This window comes from Acaryochloris thomasi RCC1774 (assembly GCF_003231495.1).
In the GTDB taxonomy this organism is placed as follows: Bacteria; Cyanobacteriota; Cyanobacteriia; order Thermosynechococcales; family Thermosynechococcaceae; genus RCC1774.
This window is the reverse complement of record NZ_PQWO01000034.1, coordinates 21218-37143: the sequence shown is the minus strand read 5'-3', so window position 1 is coordinate 37143 and position 15926 is coordinate 21218. Positions and strand designations below refer to the sequence as shown.

At 48.8% G+C, this 15926-nt stretch carries 16 protein-coding genes and 1 pseudogene; 13 read left to right on the top strand and 4 right to left on the bottom strand.

Going from position 1 to position 15926, the window contains the following annotated elements; genetic code table 11:
• Together C1752_RS25885 and C1752_RS29135 are read left to right on the top strand one after the other, a co-directional pair.
• Positions 1-120 (top strand): annotated as a pseudogene (locus C1752_RS25885) (IS1 family transposase); the annotation flags it as partial.
• 137 nt (positions 121-257) lie between these two features.
• The gene (locus C1752_RS29135; protein WP_199464528.1) at positions 258-545 is read left to right on the top strand and encodes a GNAT family N-acetyltransferase; all 288 of its coding nucleotides are present in this window, start codon (positions 258-260) and stop codon (positions 543-545) included.
• Positions 546-592: 47 nt separating this feature from the next.
• On the opposite strand, the gene C1752_RS25875 is transcribed toward C1752_RS29135, so the two are convergent.
• Entirely contained in the window at positions 593-1459 is an 867-nt protein-coding gene (locus C1752_RS25875) for a helix-turn-helix domain-containing protein (protein ID WP_110988938.1), read from the bottom strand.
• 180 nt (positions 1460-1639) lie between these two features.
• On the opposite strand from C1752_RS25875, the gene C1752_RS25870 reads away from it, so the two are divergent.
• The 10 genes from C1752_RS25870 (at position 1640) to C1752_RS25825 (ending at position 11919) form a co-directional block, all read left to right on the top strand.
• Positions 1640-2263, top strand: a complete 624-nt coding sequence (locus C1752_RS25870) for an NAD(P)-dependent oxidoreductase (RefSeq protein WP_110988937.1) — start codon at positions 1640-1642, stop codon at positions 2261-2263.
• A gap of 64 nt (positions 2264-2327) precedes the next feature.
• Positions 2328-2819, top strand: coding sequence for an anthrone oxygenase family protein (locus tag C1752_RS25865; protein ID WP_110988936.1), 492 nt, complete (start codon positions 2328-2330; stop codon positions 2817-2819).
• Between the two features lie 326 nt (positions 2820-3145).
• On the top strand, positions 3146-4375 hold the full coding sequence (locus C1752_RS29130) for an MmcB family DNA repair protein (protein ID WP_199464527.1): 1230 nt from the start codon (positions 3146-3148) through the stop codon (positions 4373-4375).
• Between the two features lie 54 nt (positions 4376-4429).
• Complete coding sequence (locus tag C1752_RS25855; protein WP_199464526.1) at positions 4430-5569, top strand: 3'-5' exonuclease; 1140 nt, start codon at positions 4430-4432, stop codon at positions 5567-5569.
• Positions 5570-5746: 177 nt separating this feature from the next.
• A protein-coding gene (locus C1752_RS25850) for an IS630 family transposase (protein WP_110988935.1) occupies positions 5747-6879 on the top strand; the annotation gives its coding sequence in 2 pieces (ribosomal slippage) (positions 5747-6173 and positions 6173-6879; 1134 coding nt in all).
• A 72-nt stretch (positions 6880-6951) separates the two neighbouring features.
• On the top strand, positions 6952-7167 hold the full coding sequence (locus tag C1752_RS25845; RefSeq protein ID WP_110988934.1) for a Nif11-like leader peptide family natural product precursor: 216 nt from the start codon (positions 6952-6954) through the stop codon (positions 7165-7167).
• Positions 7168-7591: 424 nt separating this feature from the next.
• Positions 7592-8020, top strand: a complete 429-nt coding sequence (locus C1752_RS25840) for a LexA family protein (RefSeq protein WP_110988933.1) — start codon at positions 7592-7594, stop codon at positions 8018-8020.
• On the top strand, positions 7998-9287 hold the full coding sequence (locus tag C1752_RS25835) for a Y-family DNA polymerase (RefSeq protein WP_110988932.1): 1290 nt from the start codon (positions 7998-8000) through the stop codon (positions 9285-9287). The genes C1752_RS25840 and C1752_RS25835 overlap by 23 nt, the downstream gene beginning before the upstream one ends.
• A 59-nt stretch (positions 9288-9346) precedes the next feature.
• The gene (locus C1752_RS25830; protein WP_110988931.1) at positions 9347-10339 is read left to right on the top strand and encodes a HEAT repeat domain-containing protein; all 993 of its coding nucleotides are present in this window, start codon (positions 9347-9349) and stop codon (positions 10337-10339) included.
• 179 nt (positions 10340-10518) lie between these two features.
• Positions 10519-11919 carry a hypothetical protein gene (locus tag C1752_RS25825; protein WP_110988930.1) on the top strand — a complete coding sequence of 467 codons (1401 nt, stop codon included), beginning with the start codon at positions 10519-10521 and terminating at the stop codon, positions 11917-11919.
• Positions 11920-12021: 102 nt separating this feature from the next.
• Here C1752_RS25825 and C1752_RS25820 read toward each other — a convergent pair whose 3' ends face one another.
• From C1752_RS25820 to C1752_RS25810, 3 genes are all read right to left on the bottom strand, one after another.
• The gene (locus C1752_RS25820) at positions 12022-12720 is read right to left on the bottom strand and encodes a hypothetical protein (RefSeq protein WP_110988929.1); all 699 of its coding nucleotides are present in this window, start codon (positions 12718-12720) and stop codon (positions 12022-12024) included.
• Between the two features lie 260 nt (positions 12721-12980).
• Positions 12981-13253, bottom strand: coding sequence for a hypothetical protein (locus C1752_RS28160; protein WP_146242445.1), 273 nt, complete (start codon positions 13251-13253; stop codon positions 12981-12983).
• A gap of 18 nt (positions 13254-13271) precedes the next feature.
• Positions 13272-13682 carry a hypothetical protein gene (locus C1752_RS25810; RefSeq protein WP_110988927.1) on the bottom strand — a complete coding sequence of 137 codons (411 nt, stop codon included), beginning with the start codon at positions 13680-13682 and terminating at the stop codon, positions 13272-13274.
• Positions 13683-14065: 383 nt separating this feature from the next.
• Between C1752_RS25810 and C1752_RS25805 the strand changes: the two genes are divergently transcribed.
• The gene (locus tag C1752_RS25805; protein ID WP_110988926.1) at positions 14066-15460 is read left to right on the top strand and encodes a CheR family methyltransferase; all 1395 of its coding nucleotides are present in this window, start codon (positions 14066-14068) and stop codon (positions 15458-15460) included.
• The last annotated feature ends 466 nt before the right edge of the window (positions 15461-15926 follow it).

The window sequence follows — 15926 nt, the reverse complement described above, 5'->3', positions numbered from 1 at the left end:
ATGCGCCAGCGAGTCTCTCGCCTAGTGCGTAAGACCCTGTCGTTTTCAAAAAAGATTGCTAATCATATTGGTGCTATCTGGATGTTTGTACACCACTACAATGAATCCTTACACGACTAGGACTACCGAAAGCTTCAACAGGTCGAGCAGTTCTTCGGAGGGTGGCGGTAGCAAATCACCGCCAATAGAGGTATTCATAGCTGAAGTTTGGTCTGGTAGGTATAGATCATCGTAGCTGCATACCTGACGACGAACCCATGCCTGAAATTGCGATCGCAGACCATCGAATGAATATCGCCAAGATCCTGCCGTTACGCCATCAGGTACTGAGGCCAGGGCACCGGATCGCTGAGGTCAGCTTCCCGGAAGACCCGAACGAGGCCAGCCGTCACTATGGGGCCTTCGACAACTCAGGCCAAAACATCGGCTGCCTCTCGCTCTTTCTTTCAGTCTGGCAAGAGCAATCCACCTGGAGACTTCGGGCGATGGCGGCTGGCGGAAACAGGAGATTGGCTAAGGTGGCAGATGGTATCGAGTTTATCTGAGCCAACAACATTAGGCTTTTGCTCTATCGACTGACTCATTGGAGGGATCAAGCATTCAAAGCACCACCTTCCCTGAAAGCTTGCGGTGTTACCCCTGTCAACTGCCGAAACTGTTTACTCAAATGGCTATGACTGTTGAATCCACAATCTAGGGCAATGTCTACAATCCGACGGTCTGATTGTTTCAAGAGTTGCTTAGCTCGTTCCACCCGCTGCTGAATCAAATATTGATGTGGAGATCGACCAACGGACTGCTTAAACAGGCGACTGAAGTGAAATTGGCTCATATCCAGCAATTGAGCTAAATCAGCTAGTCTAATCTCGCTATCTATATGGGCATCAACGTAGTCTAAAACCTGCTGGATCTGGCGGGGGGGTAAGCCTCCGTCATAGACAGATAACTGTGGTCGTTTAGTTGCATAGTTGCGGAGCAAATTCACGGCCAGGATATTCGCCAGAGAATCCAGATACAATCTGTTCCCAGAAGCATCTCGCTGATATTCGGTGTGGAGCATCATGGAGATCGCCTCCATCTGAGAATTCCGAACCTGAAATGTCGGGACGAGTTCGATGTGATCGCAGTCCTGCTCAAGTGTTTCCCTTGCAACACTTTGCAAAAACTGAGTCGTCAGTTGAATCTGCAAGCAACTTTCTTGACCCTCCCAGCGAACAAACAGGGGGGTATTGGCTGGTGTTATCAGGATGTCTCCTTTGCGATACAGCCCTGTACGAGTCTTGCCATCCTGAGCTTGTAAATAATGCATCGGACGAGAAGCAAGGGACATGAAGAGCGTGTGCTCTCCCTCAAAATGGCAACTTCCTTCCCCTGGAGGATTCTGAAGCTTCTGGACCCGAATAATATCTTGGCCTGGGCTAAATGTAGGTGATGATGTGTTGGTGTCAACCTCTGGCATAGCAAGACTTTTCATGGTGCAAACCTAATGCTGATGCATCCCAATTATATTCAAGCGATGAGTGATCTCAGCCTAACTTACTAACTGGCCGCAAGATTGTGACAGTGGCGCAAGAATGTCATAGCTGGGCCTAAATCGTTTTCCTAAGCTGAGACTGTCGTTACTTAGGAAAGCAACATTATGCTACTACTTATCTTTGGAGCCACGGGAAGTGTCGGGCATCAGGTGGTTGAACAGGCACTGGAGCAGGGGCACTCTGTTGCTGCTTTCACTCGGAATCCCCAGAAACTAAATATCCAGCATCCCAATCTCAAGTTTATTGAGGGCGATGTGATGAATTCTCCGGCAGTTGAGCAGGCGGTGCAAGGTAAAGAGGCTGTTCTATGTTCACTTGGTGCGGGACGGAATGGGGTAATTCGGTCAGAGGGTACTCGCAATATTGTCAAAGCAATGGAGAAAGCCTCCGTACAGCGGTTAATCTGCCAATCCACATTGGGGGTTGGTGACAGCCGGGCTAATCTCGATTTTTTCTGGAAATACATCATGTTTGGGCTGCTGTTACGTCCAGCCTATACCGATCACGTTTTTCAGGAAGCTTACGTCCGGCAAAGCCGACTTGATTGGACCATTGTTCGTCCTGCCGCCTTTACCGACGAAGGCCGGACTGGTGCCTACCAGCACGGTTTTACGGGAAGCGAGAAGGGACTCACGCTCAAGATCTCAAGGGCTGATGTCGCTGACTTCATGCTGAAGCAGTTGGGAGACAATACTTACCTGCACAAAACACCAGGTTTATCGTACTGATTGCTTCTCTGATGAATTTTCTATGCTGTCAAACCGATATTAATGAGCAAGAGAGCTGATACTCATGTCTAATCAATTACTTTTCTCAGTAAAGCTGTTCTCAGTTCTAGGCTGTGGACTCGTGGCAGGGATGTTTTTTGCCTTTTCGACGTTTGTGATGCTTGCTCTGGGCCAAAGACCACCGTCTGAGGGAATTGCGGTCATGCAAGCCATCAACGTCACAGTTATCAATCCCTGGTTTATGATTGCGTTTCTTGGTACGGCTGCCACTTGTCTATTTCTTGCTGCTACTTCACTGTTCCAGTGGCAGCAGCCAGGATCCATCTACCTTCTGGTGGGGAGTCTTTTATACCTTGTCGGCACGCTTCTAGTCACCATTGGGTTCAATGTGCCGATGAATGATGCCTTAGCGATCGTTGAACCACACAACCCTGATGCGGCTGATCTCTGGAGTCGATACCTGACAAACTGGACCTTCTGGAATCATATTCGCACTGCCGCTGCACTTGCTGCCACGGCATCACTGACGCTGGCGTTCAGAGTGACACAGTTGTAATGGTTTTGTTGCATTAACTCTTGAGGGCACGAGAAAGGAAGCATTCCCCTGATTTTTTATACGGCAACCCCAAAGATTTCAAAGATGAAGTAATTTTGAGACCGGATATCTCCCTTCTCAGTGTCAACGCTCTGTCCCTTGCCAATGGCATTGATCGTTTCGTTCCATGTCTTCCTACTGACATTTCTCATTACAAAGCAGCGGTGCTTTCGCCCTCAATATCCTTACTTCTAGACTACTTGAGCAAGGTGACCTGAGCGAAACAACGTAAGTTTGACAAAGTAATTTTACTTCATTTAGTCTAGTCATATAGATTAAACAAGACCATGAGTCAAAATTGCTACGAGAGGCTCTCTAGAGCTGAGGATGATATCCAGGCACTGTTGGAGCGCAACCGCTCGAACTGGCAAGAGGTAGCGAAAATTGCGATCGCGGTTCGTGAGGACAAACTCTACCAACAGTCTGGTCTATCTTTCACCGCCTGGGTACAGCAGATGGCTGAGCGGTGTGACTGCCAGCGCTCACTAATCTGGAGGTACATCAAAGCCGGAAAATATTATTTACGAACGATCGAGAGCGACAGCATTGAGCAGATCGATTCTGCGTTGGCCGCTCCAGAAGCGCTCGTAAACCTTGAGAAGGTAGAGCGACATGCACCCAAGCCTGTTTTTCAAGGGCTGAAAGACAAAGTATTGGCGGGAATGGCGACAGTTCGAGAATGTCGTGATATGGCAAAGCAGTACAAGCCTGAGTCTGAGAACCGGAGGGGACGGCCACCGGCAGGAAGTGAGGGAACCTATGAGCATCTTGGGCGACAGAACTCTCAGGGCAGTGGCTCTACAGACAGCAGCTCTGCAGACAGTAGCTTTGCAGACGGCGACCTCACGACTAGCAGCCTTGCGACTAACGACATCTCTAGTATTGGTATTAGTCCCGTGGCAATCCGAGAAGCAGTCACAGGATTGATGACGACCGGATCAATGCCCCCTGGGGCGGTCGCACAAAACATTGTACAAACTCTCTCTTTTACTCTAGTTGATTGGACTAAACGCTGTGCTGGAATGCGCTACCCACCGAAGCATTATGTTGCTCATACAGAGGTGAGGGTCAGCCACCGAAAGAAGCGGCTGCGGCTGGATTATGTGAGCGTAATCCGGTGGAGTAATAAAAGACCCAAGGAAGTCTTTGGTGTCGAAATCAAAAGTTCCCTAGCGGACTTTGAACATGATCAGAAGTGGCCGCTGTACCTCCAGTTCTGTGACTACTTCTGCTTCGCAGTTCCAGCAGAAAATGAGGAGCTGATCGATGCAGTCCAGACTGTTGTGCCTGAAGCTCATCAAGAAGTTGGCATTCTGGCGGTTGACACTTTCAATACCGATGCTTTCTCAAATGAGGTTGAGGTTTTGAGATCGCCCGCAAAGCTCAAGGGAGAGAGCAAATACTTGCTCTACGAAACTCTGTACGAAAGGGCGCTTGGATGGTCAGGCGCTGAGACATCGGGAGCTGGGGCATCGGGAGCTGGGGCATCAAGAGCTGAGGCGTCAAGAGCCGGATAGCTAGGTGTTGTGCGGCCTCATGTACACCGTCGAATGTATGAGGAATAGGAAATCATGGACACTACAGGACATCCGATAACTTACCTTTATCTCGACATCGAAACCACCGGCCTCTACCCACCCGATGATGAGATTTTAGAAATTGCGATCGCAGATGACAGCGACCAGCCCCTGCTCAATACTCTAGTGAGGCCAACGCACAACGAAAGCTGGCCCGAGGCCCAAGCGATTCACGGTATCAGTCCAGATGACATAACGACTGCTCCTACATTAGACGAGCTGCGACCTCAGATTATTAATCTGCTATTCGGGCAAAACGTGGTCATCTATAATGCTGATTTCGAGTCCGGTTTTTTAGGAGCTGAGCTAGCGAAAGCTGCGTCCATAAGCTGCTGCATAGAAGCGTTTGCTGAAGATTATGGGGACTGGTCGGATTACTGGGGCAACTACCGCTGGCAGTCTCTGGCAGTTGCAGCGCAGCGCGTTTATCACCAATGGTCTGGGGATTCTCACCGCGCTCTGACCGACGCTCTAGCCTGTCGAGCCGTCTGGCAATACTTGACCGAAGATGCTGAAAAAGCCAGAGTCGCCGCTATTCGCGCCGATAGAGAGGCAAGCGCGATCGCAAAGGCAGAGCTACGGGAGATGGAGTGGAGAACGCAACGGAACCAGCGCCGCTATCAAGAACGCATGTCCGACTTTTGGATGCGCTGGCTAAAATACTCGGAGTGGACAGGTGGAAGCTGCAGGCAATCTGAATGGGAGCGACTTAATCTGTATACAAAGGTATTTACGGGATTTCCATACGATGCGTGGCAAAACATCTCGAAAAACCCTGACATGCCCAGCTATCGACTCCAGAAAAATATACCAGACGATCTGAAGCCCTTCAGCTTCTTCAAGGATTACATGCCTTGGATACGTGAGGAACTGAATCCTGATGCTTACTATCTCTCTAAATCTGGCAAGGTGTTTCGGCTGCTTTACGCCGTGGAACAGCCTAAGGAGATTATGGATCGCTACCCACCTCGCTACTACAGCAAAAGCAGCCGTCCGGCAGATATCATGCCTCGAACAGATTTACTCAAGCGAGGGATCTCAAAGCCTCATATTGAGGCTATGCAGCCAGTGGCCGAACAGTACAACTGGTATCAAAGGGGCTGGATTCCTCTCTATCAAATGCCAAAGACATAGGTGCTCAGCTAGATATTGCGGCAAGGAAGCGTAAAAAATCCAAAACTGAGCAGATGAACTACCCCATCTCAAAAAGGGCGGGGTAGTTTATCTACTGTAGAATTTACTAGTATTGAGTCAAGTATTGACTGACGGGTTTATTTGTAGAATGGTCCTGATGCATTCTGGGATAGCCCAATGGCCAAACGCTATATTGTCGCCCTGAGTGATGCAGAGCAACAGCACCTGCACACCTTCATTACAACTGGTAGACGGGGGGCTAGGCAGATTAATCATGCCCGTATTCTCCTCAAAGCCGATGTTAACCAAGCCAGTGGCGGTTGCTGTGATAGAGAGATTCATGACGCGATAGGCGTAAGTGTTCGAACCATTGAGAGGGTGCGTCAGCGATTCGTTGAAGAAGGCCTTGATGCTGCCATCAATCAACGCTCTGGTTCAGGTCGCAAGCGAAAAATGCAGGGAGAGCAAGAAGCTCATCTGATTGCCTTACGCTGTAGCGAACCGCCGGTCGGCCATGCTCGCTGGACACTGCGATTACTCGCCGACCAAATGGTCGAATTAGGCTACATCGACCACCTCAGTTATGAAACCGTCCGAGGAACGCTAAAAAAAATGCATTGCAACCTTGGCGAAAGACTTGTTGGGTAATTCCACCGCATCAGAATGCAGAGTTTGTCTGGCGTATGGAGGAGATCTTAGCCGTCTATGAGCGTCCCTATGACTTGAGAAACCCGTTAATTTGTCTCGATGAAGCCACCAAGCAACTGGTTAAAGAAATCACCATCCCCATTGCCGCTCGACGCGGTCAACCAGAGCGTGTCGATTATGAGTATGAGCGTAATGGAACGGCCAATCTCTTCATGCTATGTGAGCCGATAGTGGGAGCACGGTATGTAAAGGTCACCCAACGCAGAACCGCACTCGATTATGCACATCTGCTCAAGGAGCTAGTGGATGTGTTTTATCCTGAGGCCCGTCAAATCACGCTTGTTCAAGATAATCTCAATATTCATTCGCCTTCATCACTCTACAAAGCGTTTGCTCCACAAGAAGCTCGACGGATTTTGTCTCGGCTTGAGTTTGTCTACACACCCAAACATGGAAGCTGGCTGAATATGGCTGAGATTGAATTGAGTATTCTTGCTCGCCAATGCTTAGACCAACGCATTGCTGATTTTCAAAACCTACAAAAGCAGGTGAGTGCTTGGAATAGCCATCGCAATCAGAAGGGGACGTGGATTAACTGGCGCTTCACAACCCAGGAGGCCAGAGTCAAGCTACAAAGACTCTACCCAGCAATCAATTATTGATACAGTACTAGAAGCTTAGAATGGTTTTCCTATTCAACACACGACCAGCTTGCGAGAATAAAAATATAAAGTATGGCGATAGATCAACTTGAGGCATTTTTACAGAAAATGCAGTCTGAGCCTGCATTAAAAAGTGAGGTGCAAGCAGCATCAACTGCAGATGATGTTGCGCGAATAGCGCTAAAGCTTGGTTTTGAATTTTCAGGCGATGAACTACTGAGAATGTCAGGGAGAAAAGTTGGCAGGGTGACTGTCAGGAAGATAGATACTCCTGGAGAGTACAACTAAGGGGAGTATTGCAAAACTGGGTGAGATCAGCAGTGGATGAAATCTTGAGAGTCTCTCCTGCCTCTGTTTACTCAATTCATGCCCCCTGCTAAACCATTCAAGTAGCGTCGATAGCCCTCATCGTAATCCTAGAAGCGTTCACAGATCTAGGCACTCCGCAATCAGTCTTTCTTCCCTTCAAACTGCCCCCCTCTCACCAAAACGGCAGCCCCCCCAGCGATCTCAACTCTACAGCCTTCCAAAAGTCCAAACTTCCGTCTATCGAGCGAACACACTGGAAATCCCAAGAAAACCTGTGGTACGCTTTCAGTACATAGATACCAGCATCCTGCAAGACCTCTCACTTTGAGCCTCTGCACGGGCAAGTTTCGCGTGTCTACTTCTTTGCCAATGGGGTTTTCAGTCAATGAATACTTAGTCCACTATGCAAGTTCAATCTATTCACGAGCTAAAAGGTCTATCTCTCCTAGAACGCCCACTGCTCAGCTCCCTTGTCCCTGCTGGCTTCCCCTCTCCGGCTGATAGCTACATTGAGTGTAATCTCGACCTCAACGACCTTGCGATCGCACATCCTTCAGCAACCTTCTTCATGCGGGTGTCGGGCGATTCAATGGTGGAAGCGGGCATCTTTGACCGCGATTATCTGGTGGTTGATAGGGCAGTTGAAGCGATACACGGCTCTATCGTTATTGCGGCCATTGAGGGTGAGCTGACCGTTAAGCGACTCTACAAGCAAGGCAGGGTGCTAGAGCTGCGGCCAGAGAACAAGGAGTACAAGCCGATTCGGATCACTCGGGAGTCTGAGTTAGTGATCTGGGGGGTGGTCACAGGTGTCTTTAGAAAAACTGTCTAAAACTTCGCAACAGATAGCTTTAGTAGATTGCAACAACTTCTACGCGAGTTGTGAGCGAATTTTCAAGCCTAAATGGGCAAAACGGCCCCTCGGGATCTTGAGTAATAACGACGGCTGCATTGTGGCCCGCTCCAACGAACTGAAGGAGGCAGGCATTCCGATGGGTGCCCCCTACTTCCAGATCCGCGATCAGCTTGATGAAATGAAAGCAGTGATAGTCTCCAGCAATTACACGCTCTACGGAAATATGTCAGCCAGGGTGATGAATACGCTGGGGCAATTTACGCCTGAGATAGAAGTCTATTCGATCGATGAAGCTTGGCTCGATCTCTCGGGCTTCTGTCATCTCTCGCTCGATGCCTATGCCCGCGAGATTGCAGCTACAACCCTACGGCATACGGGCATCCCTGTCTCTGTCGGCATTGGGCCTACTCGCGTCTTAGCCAAAATCGCCAACCGCGTTTGTAAAAAGCGGAAGATTCCAGGGCGAGTGTTTAACCTGGGCAGCGCAGAATCACTAGATCATGTTCTGGAGACTATCGAGGTACAGGACATCTGGGGCATTGGGCGGCGCTTATCAAAGAAGCTCCGAGCCTCTGGCATCCATACCGCTAAAAACCTGAGAGATGCAGATCCTGATTCGATGCGGCGACAATACAGCGTGGTGATGCAGCGAATCATCATGGAGCTACGGGGGGTGCCCTGCATCGGGGTTGAAGAGATACAGCCAAAGAAGCAGATCATTTCCTCGCGGTCCTTCGGTGAGCGAGTCGTAGAGCTAGAGCCACTGCTGCAGTCTGTCGCCATGCACTCAACCAAGGCAGCGGAGAAGTTGCGATCGCAGAACTCAGTCTGTGGTGCAATTCAGGTTTCCATCCGCACTGGACGGCATAATCCTGATGAAGAGTATTACTCGCAGTCGGCCTTAGCCAAGTTTGCGATGCCGACTGCTGACACCCGCAAGCTGATCAATGCGGCAGGGCAAGTACTCAGGCGTATCTACAGAAAAGGGCCACGGTATGCGAAGGCAGGGGTGATGTTGCTGAATATCTCGCAGGACAATGCAATGCAGGGGCATCTCTTTCAAGAAAGGGACAGCGAGAAGGCGATCGCGCTTATGAATACTGTCGATCAGCTCAATCGTCTGTATGGTCGCAGGGCTGTCTTCTTTGCTAGTGAGGGTTGCACTCAGCAGTGGGCGATGAGACGGCAGCAGTGTACTCCGGCGTATACGACACGGTGGGATGATTTGCCGGTGGTGAGGTGATACTAAGGGGGACTGAATATATAAGTTCAACCAAGGGCATTCAAGCTCGGGATGAAACAATGGCAAAGCGAAAAAACGATATCGAGACAGTCCTTTCGCAACTAGATCAATTGGCTGATGCTCCCCCCAATGAAGAGACGTGGTTTGCCTTGCGCCGGGGATTCATGAGCAAGCATGGCGTTGCTGTGGGCAAAGCGGCGAAGATTGCGGCCAAACTGGAATGGAAAGATGGCATCCCTGACATGCTGAAAGCATACGAACGACTAAGCCACAATGGAGCTAATGTTGATCCGGGCTGTATAGGAAAGGCGAATATCATTAAGGCTTTGCGACGTTTGAAAGCCTATGAACCGACCACCTACATACGGGGCATACGGTACAAACAGTTTGAGGCAGTCTGGGGTGGCAAAGAAGATCGGGCCGCTCAACTCAGAGCTGAATGCGCGGTGGCACTGGCTGAAACTGGATATGCTGATGCCCTACTCTACATCGCTGATCTATTGGCAGACCCAGAGACCGAAGCCAGAGCAGGGGCAGCGCAGGCGCTGAGCTGTTTTTCAGGAGCAACGCCCATCGCTTTGCTCCGATTGAGGGCACTCAGTGGAGAACTCAATGTCAGGGTTCTAGAAGAAATTTTCTCGGTCTTGTTTGCCTTATCTGGTCCCCCCAATAATTCTGAGGAGGAAGATGAAACGGTTCGGTTTGTGGCTCAGTTTCTAGAGTCTTCCGATATTGATGTAGTCTCTGTTGCAGCAATTACCTTGGGATCTTCACGGCGATTGCTAGCTTTCAATGCACTGCGAGAATTCGCAGAGAACAGTCTCGATGAGGAACGACAGAGGATTGCGTTCGAAGCCATTGCTCTCCTGCGGCTGCCAGAGGCTTTTGACTACGTTGTGGAGACTATCTCCCGTGGCAGTGAGGTAGAGGCTCGTCTGGCAGAGCAAGCTATGTCAATCTACCGCGATGATGAACGGCTCTGGGAGCGCGTAGAAACAGCCCGTGCAGACAGAAAAGGAGAAGATGGTTTGAGCTTTTTGTTTGATGATTAGCGATCGCTCATACCTTCACAAGAAAAGGGTGCAAGGAAAAGAGCTTCAGACTAAGCATTTGACAGATGATGCCTTCAGTACACTATGAAACATCCCCATCCAATACCATAGTTATCTTCTGTTCGATGGAGATGAGCAGAGGCACACCATGAACCAAGAAGCTAACGGTTCAACTTAATATGGCACAACCGAATATACCCCAGAATGTTTATAGTCATAAATCTGAGCAGCATCCTAACATTCTATTAGGAAGTCTCCAGCTTCTTTTCTGGATCTTCCTACAGCCTTCCGCATGGCATCATCACATCACTCGGATGAATCTGGCGCTAAAGCCTGACTTTAGTTGGGCCGAGGTCAGCTTTAAACAATGGGGCAGGTTTCCTCTATACAGGCTATTGCTGCAGAGCTATCTCATTGTGCCTCTTCTGACCGGCGGTTTACTTACTTTATTTTTCTTGAGCGTCGGGATGATATCGGACGGGCTAGCGTTTCAGGGCTTAATCGCTGGTATGGTAGGCGGTCTTACACTTGCAACTACAATCGGCATGGGGCTTGGTGTTGCTCTTGGGGTCGCAAGCAGCGTGGCAGGTATTGTGGCGGGCGGAGTGGCCGGAATTCTAACGAATGGTTTATGGGGTGGTTTAGCTGTTGGCGTGGCAACGGGCGTGGTTATTGGTGTTTCGGGTCAAATGGAATGCCATAAAAAAAGCAATGCTTTGACAAGACAGATCAGTGGAACCGTCGTGGGAGTCTTACTTGGCAGCTTCGCAGGCAGTATCGCACTCTGCTTGGCTGCATTCATCATATTGATCGGCCTCATCAGAGCAGGGTATGGCTTCAGCTACAGCTCATTTATCGGCTTATCTGTCCTGATACTTTACACAACATACGGTGCTGTAATCTTCATACGGACTGGGAAATGGCGACCTAGCCTTGTATTCGGCACGCTTTTGAGTGTATTACTCGGCATGGTGTTTGTTGCAATTCTTGGAGCAATGACCGGCTTAATCGCGCTTCTCACATCTCTCGATTCGATGTTCGGCCTAGCAAACGAATTTACGGGGGGAGGATTAATGGGTGCGGTTATTGGAGTGAGCACCGGCTTACTTTTGAGTATCTATTACTTGCTGCCCTACGCCATAGCTGAGCGTATAGCGGGACCAAAAGCCGGTGCAATTGCTGGTGCTTTAGCTTCTTGCAGTTCAGCGCTGATGTTCGCAGAATTTGAATCAAAGCAACCTATTGTCACCATCTGGGCATACGGTTTACTGGGGCTTGCTCTTGGGTTAACGCTTCCCTGGTGGAGGTCATTGCTGTCTTATCCCATTACAGTGCCATTCAACTCAGTACTATATTTCCTCGACAGAAAGCGCGCTTCCCATCGACCAAGCTTATTGCCGTTTCATTCGGCTTTTTGGGATGAACACCAATCGATAAGGTTGCGGGGACTAGATAAACATATTGTCTTAGTGGCTAAACGCAATCCTGCTGAAGGCCAAGCAGCAATTGAATTCCTTGGGACAAGCCGACAACGGTGGGCGGCACGAGCGGCGCAAATCGAGATCGATGCACTGCGGTGATCAAGTTTTGGCAATCCTCCAGATCAAATCCAATCGGTGTGTGGAGTTACCAGTGGCCTTTTGTTAATTAAATCCAGCAATTGCTGCAGTTCCTTTAATCAATCATGACCTAGAGCTTCCTGGTGGCTTGCCTGACATTTTCTTTACTTCATAGATATATCCATGCTTATCCTCATAGGCTCCATCTACTCGTTTAGTGAGGGATAGAACTTCTCTCACTGGAGAGCCATTTCCTTTAACTAATCGCCCTAGGATAGGAATTACCAACGTTTCCAGTGTCGCAAGAATTGCAAGCATGGTGATAAATTTGACATTCCCATCGCTACTGATCTCACCAATAATAGTCGCAGAGAGAATAGTCGCAAACATGAAGATGTTAACAACTGCCACTAACTGAACCCAAGCGTGCTCCACTCTTAAGCGCACAGCCAATAGCGCAAGCGAATGTGCGGATGCGAATGCGAAAATGCTGAGAGTAGCTGTGGTTTTCCAATATCCCTCAGAACCAGTCTCTGCCCACACACCCTGTATCAACATCAGGGCGGAAGAACCTGCCAATGCAATGCCCGTGTAACTGGGGATAGTATTTTTTATCCGACTGGAGTAGACGGAACAACACAAGGAACAAATACTAGCAATGGCAATAACAGAGGTCGTGATCAAGACCTTGAGTTCAAATTCCCCCAACCTACCGGTAAATACGCTAGCGATGGCAAACAAAGCACTGATCGATAGAAAAGCGATAAAGGTGTAAAGCGATATTTTTTTGAGGCTGTCGCTCGGATCAATGTCTTGTTTCATCTCACAATTGTGTTGTCCATATGATGAGGAAGGACACAGCCTAAACCTGATTTTTCGCAATTTTAGGGATATGTATAATCATCCCACAGGGGATTGCTTTGAACAGCTACCGCTAGCATTCCCCTAGAGGCTGTCATCCTTCCAGCCACGACTCAGGCAATCCCAATGCACCCGTGACTCACTCAAGTTAAAGCCATGCCCACACCTAGGACAACGCCCAGTGACGATCGGATGGCTAGCATTGTACTGGAATTGATAACTCACGGCCATCGGCAGCACCTCCCCAGCTTCAAAGGCCCAGCCTTCAGGCACCCAATGCCCATACGCCGCAACTTCAGCGATCTCAACATAATCAGCACAGCGATCGCCTTCAGGACCAGAGGGATGAATAGCGCAGACAAGGTGGCCGGACTGGTCGTGGTATCGGCAATCAAAGCATTGGGGGAGTTAGTTTGCGGAGAGTTGGCATCCAGGCAGGTCAGACCTAAAACGACCGCGTATGTTTTCGTTATGTGGCTTTGCTGGTCAGCCACCTGAGGTCATTACTTTGATCATCTTGTACCGTTCGAAAATCGCCTCTCGAACTCCTTTTGCCATTCGTTGATTCTTGCGTCCAATTCATCGTGATTGTACTCCGCATCAACCAAGCGCATTTGGCTGATGATTTCAGCTCGTGATGCGTTGGATGAGAGTCGTCGATATGACTCCGTAATCAGGCAGGCCATTTCACGAAAGTCGAATCGAAAGAACCAGACCACTGGTGGCATTTCGTCAACGTAGACGGACATGGAAATTGAACCATCATGTTCACACCCGCATTCGGCAAAGTTGCGTGAGCTTTTGACAAGGTCTGTGTGCATGACACTGAAACCATAGGCCTTTTCGCAAGCTGGGATCTCAGCCTCGGTCATTACGGCGATTGCTGCGTCCACATCATGCATTTTGGGTTTCCATTCGGGCATTTATCCACTGCTTAGCAACATGACAGCTCAGCTATCAGGGGCGCGAGTATAAATGTGAATATGCACTACTGACATCTTAATACGAGTGTCCCTTGCATGGCGTGGTTAGGATGGAGCAAGCAACCTGCAACACTCAGAGATCAGAACAATTCAGTACGGCTTTGTTGTCTCTATGATGAGTTGTGACCGAGTCTAGCTTTTAGGGTAGCAATTGAAGAGACAACAAAGCCACCTTGTACTGAAAGGAATGCTACAGCACTCATAGTGAACTTCAATCACTGGCTTACCGGCTTTACCACTGGAAGAGATCCAGCAAAGGGCCACTGATTCAATCACATAGGCCTTGGGTACTATACAGTTGCGGGGTGAAAATCGGACATCTTATGATTGAGGCAGCACTGCGGCAGAAATTTCTAGACCTAATCCAGAGCCAAACTGGTATCCGGCTGCGATCTCAGGACTGGGTTACCCTGTCTGACAATATTATGCATCGGATTCAATTCATCAACGTGGAAAGTCCCCAGGCTTATTATCAACATCTGACTTCCGGATTAAAATCCTTTGCGGAGTCCGAATCCGAAGCCAAACGCGAATGGGACTATTTTCTTGAGTTAGTCACCATTGGCGAGAGCTACTTTTTCCGCGATCATGGCCAATTTCAAGTTTTGCGAGAGCACATCCTTCCCGACCTCATTGCTCAGCAGCGACAGGCCTATACTGCAGGTTCAATTCCCCAGCCCACGCTCAATCTCTGGAGCGCAGGCTGCTCTTCAGGAGAAGAACCTTATTCGCTAGCGATTCTGCTTCAAGAGCTCATCCCCGATTTACCTCGATGGCAGATTTCTATCCTGGGAACAGACCTGAATCCGGCGGCGCTTAATAAGGCTCGACAGGGTTTATATCGAAACTGGTCCTTCCGCCAAACCGAGCCGCAACTCAAGTCTCTTTACTTCCGCCCTGTGTCAGCGAACTGGCAGATTCATGACCACATTCGGGAGCGGGTAACGTTTCGCAGAGGGAATTTGCTGGCCGATCCGGTGCCTAACAACCTGCTCAGCTCCATGCATTTGATCATCTGCCGCAATATGTTCATCTATTTTGAAGCAGATGCGATCGCTACAATCCTCAGGAAGCTTCATTCAGCATTAAATCCTAAGGGCTACCTGATTACAGGCCATGCTGAGCTTTACAACCAGAATCTGCAGCAATTTCAAGTACTGAGTTTTTCAGGCTCAATGGCCTATCGCCCCCAATCTGTAGCGACAGCCGAACCGCGGTCCAAGCCTCTCTCTCGGTCAGTTGAGACTTCTCCTAGCTCAACACTTCAGCCCAAAGCACCCCTGGCGATTCAGTATGAGGTAACTTCAAACTCAACGACGGATCGGGCTGCCCAACATCTACTTGCTCAATCTCATTGGCAGCGGGGAAACCTAGAACAGGCTATGAATTGTTGTCTGGCTGCACTGCTTGTTGACGGGGAATCACTATCTTCTTTGTATTTGATGGCCCAGATCGTTCAGAAGAGGGGTGATTACAAACAAGCCAAGACAATCCTCAAAAAAATTCTCTATCTTCAGCCAACCCATATTCCAGCCTACTTTGAGTTGGGAGCTATCTATGCTCAAGATACCCAAAGAAATAGAGCTACAAAGATGTACCACACTGCTCAGGAACTGCTAGAAAAGCTACCGCCTAAAACCTGGATTGAATATCGTGGTCAGGTCACCGCAGGTGAGTTATTAATGCAGCTCCGTCAATGCCTGCTGCAAGCAAGTTGAAAAACAGCCTGTCAATGTATCGCAGTCCTTCAAGACCTCTCTATAGAAGTATTGAAGAAATCCATGGAAATGCATTGAAGAACACAATAGGGAGGTCTTGAGAAAATTAATAGAAAGGTATTGATGACAACAAGGTACTCGGCAATGCAGCCCGATCGTATAAATAGACGATAAGTAAAAATCTACGATTGTCTTGGAGTAAGACTTGTTCTCTTACATGGGCACATTAATTATAGAGACCAAGAGGAACATGCAATCCTGCCTCATCTAGTAGCGCTTCATTAAATTGGAAATGGCAAACTTACCTTCATTAGGGGAAACTATGAGACTGTGATTATCAAGTTTCATTTTGGGAAAGATAGTTATCAGCAACAATATCTAGCTTTTTGGTGTTTAAATCAAAGAATTAGAGGCTTGATAGTTAATATTATTAAATAATAAGCAAAAAACCTTTTTCAAGGTTTTG

Coding starts and splice junctions, on each gene's coding strand:
- C1752_RS29135 (WP_199464528.1), top strand. CDS start 258: ATGCCTGAAATTGCGATCGCAGACCATCGAATGAATATCGCCAAGATC.
- C1752_RS25875 (WP_110988938.1), bottom strand. CDS start 1,459: ATGCCAGAGGTTGACACCAACACATCATCACCTACATTTAGCCCAGGC.
- C1752_RS25870 (WP_110988937.1), top strand. CDS start 1,640: ATGCTACTACTTATCTTTGGAGCCACGGGAAGTGTCGGGCATCAGGTG.
- C1752_RS25865 (WP_110988936.1), top strand. CDS start 2,328: ATGTCTAATCAATTACTTTTCTCAGTAAAGCTGTTCTCAGTTCTAGGC.
- C1752_RS29130 (WP_199464527.1), top strand. CDS start 3,146: ATGAGTCAAAATTGCTACGAGAGGCTCTCTAGAGCTGAGGATGATATC.
- C1752_RS25855 (WP_199464526.1), top strand. CDS start 4,430: ATGGACACTACAGGACATCCGATAACTTACCTTTATCTCGACATCGAA.
- C1752_RS25845 (WP_110988934.1), top strand. CDS start 6,952: ATGGCGATAGATCAACTTGAGGCATTTTTACAGAAAATGCAGTCTGAG.
- C1752_RS25840 (WP_110988933.1), top strand. CDS start 7,592: ATGCAAGTTCAATCTATTCACGAGCTAAAAGGTCTATCTCTCCTAGAA.
- C1752_RS25830 (WP_110988931.1), top strand. CDS start 9,347: ATGGCAAAGCGAAAAAACGATATCGAGACAGTCCTTTCGCAACTAGAT.
- C1752_RS25825 (WP_110988930.1), top strand. CDS start 10,519: ATGGCACAACCGAATATACCCCAGAATGTTTATAGTCATAAATCTGAG.
- C1752_RS25820 (WP_110988929.1), bottom strand. CDS start 12,720: ATGAAACAAGACATTGATCCGAGCGACAGCCTCAAAAAAATATCGCTT.
- C1752_RS25810 (WP_110988927.1), bottom strand. CDS start 13,682: ATGCCCGAATGGAAACCCAAAATGCATGATGTGGACGCAGCAATCGCC.
- C1752_RS25805 (WP_110988926.1), top strand. CDS start 14,066: ATGATTGAGGCAGCACTGCGGCAGAAATTTCTAGACCTAATCCAGAGC.